The sequence below is a fragment of the Dickeya parazeae Ech586 genome, assembly GCF_000025065.1.
Classification (GTDB): Bacteria; Pseudomonadota; Gammaproteobacteria; order Enterobacterales; family Enterobacteriaceae; genus Dickeya; species Dickeya zeae.
Map to the genome: position 1 here is coordinate 1,799,057 of NC_013592.1, position 13,284 is coordinate 1,812,340.

At 55.0% G+C, this 13,284-nt stretch carries 11 protein-coding genes; 9 read left to right on the plus strand and 2 right to left on the minus strand.

The annotated features are described in order from the left end of the window. Window positions 1-21 precede the first annotated feature (21 nt). The 6 genes from lpoB to DD586_RS07965 all read left to right on the plus strand — a co-directional run bounded on the left by lpoB (window position 22) and on the right by DD586_RS07965 (window position 5,586). Window positions 22-615 (plus strand): penicillin-binding protein activator LpoB, encoded by a 594-nt coding sequence (gene lpoB / locus DD586_RS07940; protein ID WP_012884291.1) that lies wholly within the window; start codon window positions 22-24, stop codon window positions 613-615. Then, on the plus strand, window positions 593-1,447 hold the full coding sequence (locus DD586_RS07945) for a phosphotransferase (RefSeq protein ID WP_012884292.1): 855 nt from the start codon (window positions 593-595) through the stop codon (window positions 1,445-1,447). The genes lpoB and DD586_RS07945 overlap by 23 nt, the downstream gene beginning before the upstream one ends. 57 nt (window positions 1,448-1,504) lie before the next feature. Further along, window positions 1,505-2,530 carry a beta-N-acetylhexosaminidase gene (gene nagZ, locus DD586_RS07950; protein WP_012884293.1) on the plus strand — a complete coding sequence of 342 codons (1,026 nt, stop codon included), beginning with the start codon at window positions 1,505-1,507 and terminating at the stop codon, window positions 2,528-2,530. Window positions 2,531-2,563: 33 nt separating this feature from the next. Beyond that, the gene (gene ycfP, locus DD586_RS07955) at window positions 2,564-3,106 is read left to right on the plus strand and encodes an alpha/beta hydrolase YcfP (protein WP_012884294.1); all 543 of its coding nucleotides are present in this window, start codon (window positions 2,564-2,566) and stop codon (window positions 3,104-3,106) included. Window positions 3,107-3,398: 292 nt separating this feature from the next. Next, window positions 3,399-4,706 carry an NAD(P)/FAD-dependent oxidoreductase gene (locus DD586_RS07960; protein ID WP_012884295.1) on the plus strand — a complete coding sequence of 436 codons (1,308 nt, stop codon included), beginning with the start codon at window positions 3,399-3,401 and terminating at the stop codon, window positions 4,704-4,706. Between the two features lie 340 nt (window positions 4,707-5,046). Beyond that, a complete protein-coding gene (locus DD586_RS07965) occupies window positions 5,047-5,586 on the plus strand; it encodes a glycine zipper 2TM domain-containing protein (RefSeq protein ID WP_012884296.1) in 540 nt (179 codons plus the stop codon). 79 nt (window positions 5,587-5,665) lie between these two features. Here the strand turns inward: DD586_RS07965 and DD586_RS07970 are convergent, their stop codons facing one another. After that, window positions 5,666-6,739: a LacI family DNA-binding transcriptional regulator gene (locus DD586_RS07970; protein ID WP_012884297.1), complete on the minus strand. Its 1,074-nt coding sequence runs from the start codon at window positions 6,737-6,739 to the stop codon at window positions 5,666-5,668. A gap of 300 nt (window positions 6,740-7,039) precedes the next feature. On the opposite strand from DD586_RS07970, the gene DD586_RS07975 reads away from it, so the two are divergent. The 3 genes from DD586_RS07975 to DD586_RS07985 all read left to right on the plus strand — a co-directional run bounded on the left by DD586_RS07975 (window position 7,040) and on the right by DD586_RS07985 (window position 11,835). Next, window positions 7,040-8,338 (plus strand): MFS transporter, encoded by a 1,299-nt coding sequence (locus DD586_RS07975; protein ID WP_012884298.1) that lies wholly within the window; start codon window positions 7,040-7,042, stop codon window positions 8,336-8,338. Window positions 8,339-8,400: 62 nt separating this feature from the next. Further along, complete coding sequence (locus tag DD586_RS07980; protein WP_012884299.1) at window positions 8,401-10,776, plus strand: glycoside hydrolase family 31 protein; 2,376 nt, start codon at window positions 8,401-8,403, stop codon at window positions 10,774-10,776. 243 nt (window positions 10,777-11,019) lie between these two features. Further along, on the plus strand, window positions 11,020-11,835 hold the full coding sequence (locus DD586_RS07985; protein WP_012884300.1) for an arylamine N-acetyltransferase family protein: 816 nt from the start codon (window positions 11,020-11,022) through the stop codon (window positions 11,833-11,835). A 21-nt stretch (window positions 11,836-11,856) separates the two neighbouring features. On the opposite strand, the gene yegD is transcribed toward DD586_RS07985, so the two are convergent. Further along, window positions 11,857-13,206 carry a molecular chaperone gene (gene yegD / locus DD586_RS07990; RefSeq protein WP_012884301.1) on the minus strand — a complete coding sequence of 450 codons (1,350 nt, stop codon included), beginning with the start codon at window positions 13,204-13,206 and terminating at the stop codon, window positions 11,857-11,859. Between the last annotated feature and the right edge of the window lie 78 nt (window positions 13,207-13,284).

Sequence of the window (13,284 nt, forward strand, 5' to 3'; positions counted from 1 at the left end):
TGCGTGATTGAGAGGACAGACATGAAAAAATATATTGGCATCGTGCTGATGGCGCTGGTGATCGCAGGCTGTAGCAGCCGCGCGCCGCAAACAGAACAACCGGCGACGATCGAGCCCGTCGCGCCACCTGTACCGGTGAAACCGACGTTGCCGCCATCAGAAAGTCAGCCGTTGCCGATACCACCGAAAATTCAGGTGCCGGTGCTCAACTGGTCTGCTGCGGTCACGCCGCTGGTCGGGCAGATGGTGAAAACCGACGGCATTGCGAAAGGCAGTATTCTGCTGGTGAACAAGATTAAAAATAACACCAATGGTTCGCTACCGTCTGCGCAGGCGACCACGGCGTTATATAACGCGTTGGCGGCATCGGGACAATTTACGATGGTGTCCCATGAACAGTTAGGCGTAGCCCGCCAATCGTTAGGCTTGTCTGAAGAGGATAGCCTCGAATCGCGCAGTAAAGCGGTAGGTCTGGCCCGTTATGTCGGTGCGCAGTATGTGCTGTACGCTGATGCCAGCGGTGATGTCAAATCACCTGATTTGTCGATGCAACTGATGCTGGTGCAGACCGGTGAGATAGTCTGGTCCGGCAATGGCACGGTTCGCCAGCAGTGAAACGCTGCAGGCGCTATTGCAGCAGGCTCTGCCGGCGGTAGCGACCGCCGGTTTTCATTTGCAGCCGGTCTGTGGTCTTAGCCAGCAGAGTTGGCGTGTACAATCTCCGGCGGGTATATGGCTGGCGCGTGGCGAAACATCGCAAGGGCGGCAGTTAGGTACGTCCCGCCAGCGTGAATTTCATGTGCTGCGCCAGTTGAACAGACAATCGCTGGCACCGCATCCGGTATGCTGGCGCGATGGCTGGTTGTTGGTGGAGTGGCTGGCAGGCTCGGGCGTGGATGCGAGCCAGTTTTCGCTATTGCTCACCGAAGGACGACTGGCAGCGTTAATGGCGCGTTTGCATCATCAGCCGCGTTACGGTTATCCGCTGGCGTTGAAACGCCTGATTGCGCATCACTGGCTGCATATGGACCCGGCCCGCCGCTCACCAAAACTGAAGCGCGCCTGTCGACGGCTTATCGATACGCCGTTACCCCCACCGCTATTGATGGCACCGCTGCATCTGGACGTGCATCCTGGCAATCTGCTGTGTACCACGACAGGCTGGCGGCTGATTGACTGGGAGTATGCGGCAGACGGCGATATCGGGCTGGAATTGGCGTTGCTGTTTCGGGGATGTGAGCTGGATGCCGGGCAGCAGCAGGATTTTTTACAGGCTTACTGCCGCCACTGGCGTGGTTTGCACCCGACGTCTTTGCAGCGACAGGTGGCGCGCTGGCAATATTGGGCGGATTACCTGGTCTTAATGTGGTTCGAAGTCCGCTGGCGGCAAACCGGTGAGCAAAGCTACCGTCAGACTGCCGATGCATTGCGTCGCGCAGGGCGATAGTGCCATGGCAGATTTTCCGGCCATCAGGCTGATTGCAATTAACAAGAAGAGGTTTTTGTGGGTCCGTTAATGTTAGATGTGGCCGGCTATGAGCTGGACGCGGAAGATCGTGAAGTGCTGGCACACCCGCTGGTAGGGGGCGTTATCCTGTTCAGCCGCAATTTTCACGATGCTGACCAATTGACCGAGTTGGTTCGTCAGATGCGACGTGCCTCGCGTGAGCGGTTGGTGGTGGCCGTCGATCAGGAAGGTGGCCGGGTACAACGCTTTCGTCACGGCTTTACCCCATTACCGGCCGCTCAGTCGTTTGCCGCATTGAATTCGTTGGAACAGGCTCAGCAACTGGCACAAGAAGCGGGCTGGGTTATGGCGGCGGAAATGATCACGCTGGACATTGATATCAGCTTTGCACCGGTGCTGGATGTGGGGCATCAGAGTGCGGCAATCGGTGATCGTGCTTTCCACGACGACCCGGATACCTTGCTAGCCGTCGCAGAGCATTTTATCGCGGGTATGCGTGCCGCCGGTATGAAAGCGACAGGTAAGCACTTCCCCGGACACGGTGCGGTCACGGCGGATTCCCACAAGGAAACCCCGCAGGATAACCGGCCGATGGCGCAAATTCGGGAACGGGATATGCGTGTCTTTCGGGAGTTGATTGCCCGACAGCAGTTGGATGCCATCATGCCTGCGCATGTTATCTACCGTGATGCCGATCCTCGCCCGGCCAGCGGGTCGCCGTACTGGCTGAAACAGGTGTTGCGTCAGGAATTGGGGTTCGGCGGCATTATTTTCTCGGATGACCTGTCGATGGAGGGGGCGGCGGTGATGGGCGGCTACGCTGAGCGCGCACAGGCGGCGTTGGACGCTGGCTGCGACATGATTTTGGTCTGCAATCAGCGCCAGGGAGCCATCAGCGTATTGGATAATCTGTCTGCGGTCAAAGTACCGGGGCTGGAGACGCTCTATCATCGGGGAATGATCACGCGTCGGGAACTGCTGAATTCATCGCGCTGGAAGCAGGCGACGTCGCAGTTGACGGCATTGAGTGAACGCTGGCAGGCACATAAAGCCGCTGGCTAATCACCGCTAAACAAGGCTGGAGGGAAGGGACAGATGATCATCTATTTGCACGGTTTTGATTCAAGCAGTCCGGGTAATCATGAGAAAGTACTGCAGTTGCAGTTCATCGACCCGGATGTCCGACTGGTGAGCTACAGCACCCTGCATCCGCGTCATGATATGCAGCATCTGCTCAGGGAAGTCGACAAGATGCTGCAATCCAACGAGGATAACTGCCCGCTGATTTGCGGTGTCGGGTTGGGGGGATTTTGGGCTGAACGCATTGGTTTCCTGTGCGATATCCGTCAGGTCATGTTCAACCCCAATCTGTTCCCGCAAGAGAATATGACTGGAAAAATCGATCGCCCGGAAGAGTACGCCGATATCGCCACCAAATGCGTAGAGAACTTCCGTGAGAAAAACCGCGATCGCTGTATGGTGGTCTTATCACGTCATGACGACATGCTGGATAACCAGCGTAGCGCCCGCCTGTTGGGCGAGTATTACGAGATTATCTGGAACGACATCGAAGGCCATAAATTCCGCGACATTTCTTCACACCTGCAGCGCATCAAAGCCTTTAAATCATTAGGCTGATCCCTTCCTGTCGATTTCTATCGTTGCCGGATTCGCTCAGTGCGGGTCTGGCAGCCTGTTTTTCCTTGCCAACCTCTTTTGCTAACCCATTGGTTATCAATATCTAATTTTTCAGGCTGACTATCTGTAACTAAAGTAAATTGATTTAAATCAATTTTGGTATGACCAAATGACCTTACATGATATTCTCATGACAAATATCCCATTCAATCATTCATAACCATATGTAATTTAAGGATATTATTTTTTACTCTTTATTAACTATTGGTTCACAAATTTTCAGGGGGTCATTTTGACATCATTGCCAATCAAGAAAATCGTGATTGTCGGCGGCGGTGCCGGCGGACTGGAACTGGCGACCAGCCTGGGGCGCAAGCTCGGTCGCAAGAATAAAGCGGAAATCACACTGGTGGATCGTAATCATAGCCACTTGTGGAAGCCGTTGTTGCACGAAGTGGCGACCGGTTCGCTGGATGATGACATGGATGCGCTGAGCTATCTGGCGCATGCCCGCAATCATCATTTCAATTTCCAACTGGGTATGCTGACCGATATTGATCGTGAACAGCGTACCATCCAGTTAGCGGAAATCCGTAATGAGCAAGGGGAGTTGCTGGTCGCGGCCCGTTCACTGCCTTACGACATTCTGGTGGTGGCACTGGGCAGTACTTCCAATGACTTTGGCACCCCTGGCGTCAAAGATCACTGCATTTTCCTGGATAACCCGAAACAGGCTCGCCGTTTTCACAACGAAATGCTCAACCTGTTCCTCAAATTCTCCGCCTCTCAGGGCGAAAAAGAGAAGGTCAATATCGCGATTGTCGGGGGCGGTGCCACCGGCGTGGAGCTGTCTGCCGAACTGCATAACGCGGTCAAACAGCTGCACAGTTACGGTTTTGACAGCCTCAGCAATCAGGCACTGAACGTGACGTTGGTGGAAGCCGGTGAGCGTATTCTGCCAGCCCTGCCTCCGCGTATTTCTGCGGCGGCGCACCATGAATTGACCCAACTCGGTGTTCGCGTTCTGACCAAAACCATGGTGACCAGCGCTGAGCAAGGCGGTCTGAATACCAAGGACGGCGAATTTATTGACGCTGACCTGATGGTATGGGCGGCGGGTATCAAAGCGGCGGATGCGATGAAGGAGATTGCGGGTCTGGAAACTAACCGCATCAACCAGTTGGTGGTGGAGCCGACGTTACAGACCACGCGTGATCCGGCGATTTTCGCCATCGGCGACTGTGCGTCCTGCCCTCAGCCGGGAGGCGGCGTGGTACCGCCACGTGCGCAGGCCGCGCATCAAATGGCGTCACGTTGCTACAGCAATATTCTGGCCTTGCTGAATGGTCAGCCGCTGAAAGCCTATGTCTATAAAGACCACGGTTCGTTGGTGTCATTATCCAAATTCAGCACCGTCGGTAGTCTGATGGGGAACCTGATGCGTGGCTCGGTGATGGTAGAAGGGCGCATTGCCCGCTTCGTTTACATTTCGCTCTACCGTATGCATCAGATTGCGTTGCATGGCTATATCAAAACCGGCCTGATGATGCTGGTCGGTAGCATCAACCGGGTTATCCGCCCGCGACTCAAACTGCACTAAAGCTGACACCGCTCGGCCTTGCCTTCAGGTTGCCCGCTGCCCGGCGGGTAACCTGTTATTCCCCGCCATACCGCATCTATTCCAGAATAAAATATTGCACTAACGCCAACTTAAGGTAAGAAAACTCTCAAATGTGACAGTTTTGTTATCTGCACCTCCCTTTTAAGGTAGTAATCCGATTGAGAGTACCGCAGGGATTCGGCAGACTTCATCGCATCAGGCGGCGTCGCGCACACGCCGCACCCCGCAAGCGGGGCTCTCGGGTCAGTCATCCGTCGGTGACAAACCGTCATGTAAGACGAGATGGACGGTGCGTGATTATTTATTCAGGAGGTTTCCTGTGAACAAGTCAATGTTAGCGGGTGTAGGTATCGGTATGGCGGCTGCTCTGGGCGTGGCTGCTGTCGCCAGTCTGGATGTGTTTGCATCCCGACCGCAGTTTGCACAGGTGCTGACAGCTACACCCATCAAAGAAACGGTGAAAACACCGCGTCAGGAATGCCGTAATGTGACGGTGACGCACCGTCAGCCGGTGCAGGATGAAAATCGCCTTGCCGGTTCACTGTTGGGTGCGGTGGCAGGTGGCGTGCTGGGGCACCAGATCGGTGGCGGACGAGGGCGTGATGTAGCAACGGTCGCCGGTGCGCTGGCCGGTGGCTATGCCGGTAACCAGGTACAAGGGAATATGCAGGACAGTGATGTCACTACCTCTACGCAGCAACGCTGCCAAACGGTGTATGACAAGTCACAAAAAGTGCTGGGTTATGATGTCACCTACAAGATTGGCGATCAGGAAGGCAAAATCAGGATGGATCGTGACCCTGGTACCCGCATTCCGCTCGATCGCAACGGTCAGTTAGTCATCAATCAGTCCAGTTGATGCGCCAGACCGACAGGCCCACCTCACCCCGACGGTGTGGCGGGCCTGAAGCCATGATCCTACCGGTTTCTACCCCCCATCAGGTATCGTATAAATCCGTGTCCTGCACCGGTGAGTGGCGCTGGCTTGGTCGAATACGCTTGACCGAACTTCTCACTGCCAGCGTGCCGTTTAGCAACAGATTGCCGTGACCACGACCTGGCTGCATCAACTGAAGTTGCAATAATCTGACGGCTTCCCGGCCCAATTCTTCGCATGGAATCAGTATCGAGGTGAGCGGGATGTCATGCACCGCTGCCAGGTTGGCACCGTCCATACTCATCACCGATATGTCTTGTGGTACACGCAATTTTGCTTTATGCAGCGCGTTAATCGCACCTACTGCGATGAAGTTGCCACCTGCCAGTATCGCGGTAGGGTACTGCTCCCGTGGGCAGGTAGCCAGAAACTCGGTGACGGCTTGTTCCGTTTCTGCACTGCCGAAACCGCGGGGAGTGAGCAGGTGGCGCTCTTCGCTAAACGGTAGATTATGCTGTTGATACGCCTCGCGGATCCCCATCAGTCGCCACTCCATGGTATAACGCCGCAGGCAGAGCAGGGTGAGGATCTGGCGGTGTCCCTGCTCAATCAGGTAATTAGCGGCAAATTCGCCAATAAGCTGGTGTGCAGGTGAGACACCAGACAACTTCATTTTGTGATCAAAGCAGTTCACCAGTATGCAGGGTTTATTCAATTCGGCCGCCAGCGCATGGATATACGGGTCATCAATACCGATCAAAATCGCGCCTTCGGTTTCCGGTGCGGACATTTTTTCCAGAAAGAGAGAGGCATCGCTGTCGTTTTCCGCTAGCCCGCAGTAACGCAGACGGACATCATGCGGGTCCAGCGACTCCTGCACCCCTTGCAATACCTTGTGATAAAAGATGTCGGCCCGGCTGTTAAAGGCCCGCTCCGGGGCGAATACCGTCAGGCTATTCAGTAATAAACGACCGGTCGCCAGGTTATCCATTACACCGTATTGCCGGGCGGCGGTGAGGATGCGCATCCGTGCTTCTTCACTGGTGTTGGATTTACCCGCCAGCACCCGCGAAACGGTACTGACGGAAAAACCGGTTTGCAGGGCAATATCGCGGATCCGGAGGTTTTTTTTCATTTTGTGATCCTGCTCAATTTGGCTTATGAAAAAATTTTCATAAGCAGAAGAGGGGCGGTTTTAGGCATAAAAATGACCAAAAACAGCAGGTAATGACGTTATCATGAAAATAGTTGCAAAAAAGTGAGTATCTCCCGCTTTTTTATTTCCTTACGCTGAATCTGTCGCGATTTTTCCGGCCATCTTCCACCGGAAAAATGAATTTAAAAGACATAAAACTTTATAAAAATCTGAATATTAGAACATCAGGATGGTGTGTGCCGACAGGTATTCACCGAAATCCGCTGTAAGGAGATCACCATGAGTCTCGACGTTAATTCCTCTCCCGCTGTGAATGAAAAACGAAAATTCAAACAATTACGCTGGTGGGTTCTGGCGTTATTTCTGTTTGGCGTCACCGTCAATTACATCACCCGTAATTCACTGGGTATTCTGGCACCTGAATTAAAAACCGTTTTAAACATTACCACCGAGCAATATTCCTGGATTGTCGGTGCGTTCCAATTGGCTTACACGATATTTCAGCCGTTATGTGGATGGCTTATCGATGTCATCGGCTTAAAGATGGGCTTCATGATTTGCGCGGTTATCTGGGCGCTGATGTGCCTGTTGCATGCGGGTGCGGGCAGTTGGGTTCAACTTGCGGTCTTGCGGTTTATGATGGGGGGCGCTGAGGCTGCCGCCACACCAGCCAACGCGAAAACCATTGGCGAGTGGTTCCCTCGTCAGGAACGGCCTGTCGCTGCCGGTTGGGCGGGCGTTGGGTTTTCCATCGGAGCGATGCTGGCTCCGCCGATCATCGTGGTTGCTCATTCGATGTTGGGCTGGCAGGGCGCATTCATTTTTGCCGGGGTGCTGGCCATGCTTTGGGTGGTGTTGTGGTGGCTGTTTTACCATGATCCGGAAAAGCACCCGCACCTGAGTAAAGCTGAGCTGGCATTTATCCGTCAGGACAACGAACCGGCACCGGTGAAACAACCGTTTTTCACCGCCATGAAAACGGTGCTGAAAAACCGCCGTTTCTACGGTATCGCCATTCCGGCGTTTATGGCCGAACCGGCCTGGGCGGTGTTGAGCTTCTGGGTACCGCTGTATCTGGCGAAAGAACGCGGTATGGATCTGAAACAAATCGCCATGTTCGCCTGGCTGCCGTTTCTGGCTGCTGACTTTGGCAGTATCGCCAGTGGTTACCTGACCAAGCTCTACACGCGCTGGTTTGGTTGTTCGCGGATTAATTCCGTGGTGGGCAGTTCGGTGACCGGCGCGTTCCTGATGCTGTCGCTCGCACTGGTCAGCGTGACCCAAAACCCTTATCTGGCCATTATTTTGATTTCCATCGGCGGGTTTGGTCACCAGATCATTTCCTGCATGCTGAGCGCCGTGGTGGTGGATTCGTTCGATAAAGGCCAAATGGCGACCGTTAACGGCATGCGCGGTGCCAGTGCCTGGATTGCCAGTTTCCTGTTTTCGTTGTTGATTGGTGTGACCGCCGACAAGATTGGCTTTAATCCACTGTTTGTGGCGATGGGCTTTTTTGATTTGTTTGGCGCACTGTTTTTGGTGGCGTTCATTGCCGAGCGTCGTCAGCGCGCACATTGATAACGTTTTGGTATTAACAACGTTTCAGCATAGACAGAATTTTCGAATAGACGAGTGATGTTATGAAGACATTGAAACACTGGGTATTGCACCATCAGGCCGAGGATCGGGTTGAGTTGCTGGTGGACGGCGCACATCGCTTTATGTTGTATGTGCTGGCGCCGGGGTTAATGCGGGTATTGATTAAGCAGGATGATGAACTGCGCTTGAACCGTACCTGGAGTATCGCACCAGAGCAGGATGTTCCCTGGCAGGGACGAGTGCGCGAGAGCAGCGACGGCTTTGCCTTACCGGGGTATTCCTTGTCCTGGCAAGACGATGCGTTGCAGGTAAGCACCGCGCAATTGCGGGTGACGGTACATCAGCCGCTGTGGTTGTCATGGGAATACTGCGATGCACAGGGGCAATGGCAACCGCTGGCTTCCGACCGACCGACCGGTGCCTATCTGCTTAATCGTCACGGCGATGGCGTGGCACATTACCAGCGGCGTACCGCACAAGAGCGTTGTTACGGGCTGGGCGAAAAAGCCGGGGATCTCAACCGTGCCGGTCGTCGCTTTGAATTCCGTAATCTGGATGCGATGGGCTATAACGCGCAAAGCACCGATCCGCTGTATAAGCACCTGCCGTTCACCATTGTGAATCAGCCCGGTGCCAGCTATGGCGTGTTTTATGACAACCTCAGCTCCACCTGGCTGGACTTGGGTAACGAGCTTGACAACTATCACCTGGCTTACCGTCGCTATCAGGCTGAGGCCGGAGATTTGGATTACTATTTCCTGCTCGGCCCGGCAATCCTGGATGTGACCAAAGCCTTCGTACGGCTGACCGGTAAAACCTACTTCGGCCCTAAATGGAGCCTCGGTTACAGTGGGTCTACCATGCATTACACTGATGCGCCGGATGCCCAGCAACAGCTGTTGTCGTTCATTGAGCTGTGCCGCCAGCATGCTATCCCGTGTGATTCTTTCCAGCTTTCGTCCGGGTACACCTCGATCGGCAATAAGCGCTACGTGTTTAACTGGAACTACGACAAGGTGCCGCAGCCGGAGCAGATGAGCCAGGCGTTCCATGACGCGGGGCTGCATCTGGCTGCCAATATCAAGCCTTGCCTGTTGCAGGATCACCCCCGTTATCAGGAAGTGGCCGCGAAGGGGCTGTTTGTGCGTGATTCAGAATCGGATAACCCGGAGCGTTCCAGTTTTTGGGACGATGAAGGCTCCCATCTGGATTTCACCAACCCGGACACCGTTGCCTGGTGGCAGGAAAACGTCACCCGGCAACTGCTGGAAAAAGGCATTGATTCAACCTGGAACGATAACAACGAATTCGAAGTCTGGGATGGCGAGGCGCGCTGTCATGGCTTTGGGCAGCCGATTGCCATCAAGCATATTCGCCCGTTGATGCCGTTGCTGATGATGCGTGCGTCTATGGAGGCGCAGCAGCGCTTTGCGCCCGAGCTGCGTCCTTACCTGATTTCACGCTCCGGCAGCGCCGGCATGCAGCGTTATGTGCAGACCTGGAGTGGTGACAACCGCACCAACTGGCAGACACTGCGTTATAACACCCGCATGGGCGTTGGCATGAGCCTGTCTGGCCTGTATAACGTCGGGCATGATGTGGGGGGCTTTGCCGGTAATAAGCCGGACGCCGAACTGTTTGTGCGCTGGGTACAAAACGGGGTGATGCATCCGCGCTTTACTATTCATTCATGGAATGACGACGCCACGGTTAACGAACCCTGGATGTACCCGGCAGTCACGCCGATTATCCGTGATGCCATTCAGTTGCGTTATCGACTGTTGCCGTACCTGTATACCTTGTTCTGGCAGGCCCATACGGATGACGAGCCGATGCTTCGCCCGACGTTTCTGGATCATGAGCATGACCCGCGCACCTTTGAGGAAAGCGACGACTTCATGCTCGGTAAAGATCTGCTGGTCGCCAGTGTCGTGGAGCCGGGGCAGCGTCAGCGTCAGGTGTATTTGCCGGATAATGGCGATGGCTGGTACGACTTTTACCGCGGCGACTGGTTCAGCGCAGGCCAAACGGTGACGCTGGATGCGCCGCTGGAGCGTTTGCCGCTGTTGGTCCGGGCCGGTGCCATGATACCGATGTCGGCGCGTACCGATTTTGTCAGCCCGCAGAGCGACGACCAACGCACCATGCTGCTTTTCCCGCTGATGGGGAATGGCACACGTCAGGGCCTGTTGTTTGAAGATGACGGGGAAACCCACCGCTGGCGTGATGGACAGGCGTTGTGGCTGCGTTGGGAGCTGTGTTGCAGCGCCGGACGGATTGACGTGACCTTCCAATCGGAAGGGGCGTTTGTACCGGCGTGGCGTCAGTTGACCGTGCAGTTGCCACCCGACGAGCAACGCGTGCTGTACATTAATGGCGAACGCGCCACCCAGTACACACTGCCTTCCCGGAACTAACCGAAGCGTGGGGTAGGCCCTGTCGGCAGTCTCCTCTGTCGGCAGGGTGTCGTGACCGTTATCGCTTTATTGTCAGCTGAATAGTAAGTCCCGTTTATCAATAGACAGCGAAGGGGTATTATCGATAGCACATTGCCAATGATGTCTACAGCGTATACCCCAAATCATGCACATTGCAGGACGACACACCTGCAACGTGAAGTATGAAGGGAATAGGCTTTTATTCAGGCACCGGGAAGACATATGCTGAATAATTCGGAAGTTCAACGCTATCTGCAGCGCATTGGCGTCAGCTCTCTGCCTGCGGAACCGGCTTTACAACTGCGCACCCTTCATCTTGCTCACCTCACGCATGTTCCATTTGAAAACCTGGATGTGGTGTTCGGAAAACCGATACACCTGAATCCGTCTGCCATCTATCGGAAAATCGTTGATGACCGGCGTGGCGGGTTTTGCTACGAGCTTAATTACGGATTTTATTTGCTGCTGCAGGCGTTAGGGTTTGAGGTACACCTGTTGGCTGGTCAGGTGTGGAACGATGACGGTCACTATGGGCAGCCCTTCGATCATCTGTTTTTACACGTGACGTTGCCGCAAGCGTCCGTCATTGCCGATATCAGCTTTGGGGATTCGTTCTGTGTGCCGGTGCCACTGTCGGGTGAGGTGTCGAGTGAAGCGTTTGCCCGTTATCAGGTCGTGGCGGTGGAGGGCGGCTATCAGTTGCAGCAGCGGATTGGCGATAACGACTGGAAACCGCAATACCAGTTTACGCTGCACGCTTACCAACTGGCGGACTACGCCGGGATGGCGCACTACCATCAAACCTCGCCGTCATCGCCATTTACCTCCAAGTCGCTTTGCACCCGCGTAACGGCACAAGGGCGATTAACCCTGTCGAATAACCGCTTGATTGTCACCCGGCACGGCCAGAAGAGCGAGCGTGTTATCGGTAGCCATCGTGATTATCTGGAGTGCCTGCAACAACAGTTCGGTATTGTGCTGACGGACGATTACGACAGCCAGCACTGGTTTGAGCGCCTTAGCGCCGCTGTGACCTGAGTCGTCAGCGGCAGGTTTTATCTAGCGAAACAGTGTCTGTGCCCAGCGAGCCAGACCGGCGGTGACAGAACCGAAGTCATCGCCGCTTTCGATTGGGACACCAGGCAGACAGTGGCTGATGGCAGCGCGTAGTAATGGCGAACGGGCGCTACCGCCAGTCAGGTAAATGACGTCCGGCTGCGTCTGGCTATCTTCCTGCGCCTGAATAAGCTGGCGCTTAATGTGCTCCAGCGGTTGTGCGATCGCCTCTTCCAGTTGGCTGACGCTGACGTCGGTTGCCAGTTCGGGCGAGATAAACGGCAGGCAGGCCTGCGAGATGTCTGTCTGCGACAAGGCAATTTTCTGTTCTTCTGCCAGCCGAACCAGCCGATAGCTGAGTCGCTGACGCCATACGGTTAGCAAGCGTGCTACCTGATCGGGTTCGCGGGCATCATGAATCAAATCACGCAGCAGCTTGCCGCTGGCGTTACTGTAGAATTCGGCCTGTGCCGGTACGTCGTTGATAGCCACTGCATTCCACCACGGCAAGACCGGCAGGGCGGTGCCTTTTTCGGTGCTGCCGTTCATGCCCAGCAACGGGCAGAACTGCCTGAATGCCAGCATAATGTCCAGATCGTTACCCCCGACCCGGCAACCGCTATGGCCGAGCAGGCTTTCCGCGCGCTCCCGGCGATGACGCCACGCTGGCCCCATCAGTAGCATTGAACAGTCGGTGGTACCGCCGCCAATGTCGACCACCAGTACCCGTTTTTCCTGTTGCAGGGTCGCTTCAAAATCAAGACCGGCCGCCACTGGCTCAAACTGAAACGCCACCTGCCGGAACCCGGCGCGCCCGGCAGCACGCTCCAGAATGCCCTGAGCCTGGCGGTTGGACTCTTCGCCACCCATCCCCTGAAAGTTGATGGGGCGCCCGATGACCGCCTGTTCAATCGGCCGGTCAAGCTGTTGTTCGGCCTGATGACGAATATGCAGCATCATGGCGCAGACCAGATCTTCGAACAGCGCTATTTGCTGTGGTTTTAGTCCGGTTGCGCCGAGAAACGACTTGGGTGATTTGACGAACCAGGTATCTTGCGGGTCATCCATGTAGTGCGCCAGTGCGTCCAGCCCGAATCTGACGCTATCGGGTTGGACACGAATATCCTCTTCGCGATTATGACTGATGGCGCGTTGCAGTTGCCGGGCGTTTTCTCCCTCGGCGGTAACCTGATGATGTCGCCATAGCCACTCGCTAACCGCTTCGCGGCTGGGAGCGCACAACATAGATTGTAAATAAGGCGCTTGTTGCTCCAGTTGCAGCAACCGTGGTGTTTCGTGTTCCATGACAGCCAGCGAACAGTTGGCTGTTCCATAGTCAAAGCCGACAAACATGATTGTCATCCCCATGCCAGTAGAGAAGGGGCGGGAATTTACCGCTTGCTCCGGGGCTTGTAAAGAGACGCGGAGGAT

Coding starts and splice junctions, on each gene's coding strand:
- lpoB (WP_012884291.1), top strand. CDS start 22: ATGAAAAAATATATTGGCATCGTGCTGATGGCGCTGGTGATCGCAGGC.
- DD586_RS07945 (WP_012884292.1), top strand. CDS start 593: ATGGCACGGTTCGCCAGCAGTGAAACGCTGCAGGCGCTATTGCAGCAG.
- ycfP (WP_012884294.1), top strand. CDS start 2,564: ATGATCATCTATTTGCACGGTTTTGATTCAAGCAGTCCGGGTAATCAT.
- DD586_RS07970 (WP_012884297.1), bottom strand. CDS start 6,739: ATGAAAAAAAACCTCCGGATCCGCGATATTGCCCTGCAAACCGGTTTT.
- DD586_RS07975 (WP_012884298.1), top strand. CDS start 7,040: ATGAGTCTCGACGTTAATTCCTCTCCCGCTGTGAATGAAAAACGAAAA.
- DD586_RS07980 (WP_012884299.1), top strand. CDS start 8,401: ATGAAGACATTGAAACACTGGGTATTGCACCATCAGGCCGAGGATCGG.
- DD586_RS07985 (WP_012884300.1), top strand. CDS start 11,020: ATGCTGAATAATTCGGAAGTTCAACGCTATCTGCAGCGCATTGGCGTC.
- yegD (WP_012884301.1), bottom strand. CDS start 13,206: ATGTTTGTCGGCTTTGACTATGGAACAGCCAACTGTTCGCTGGCTGTC.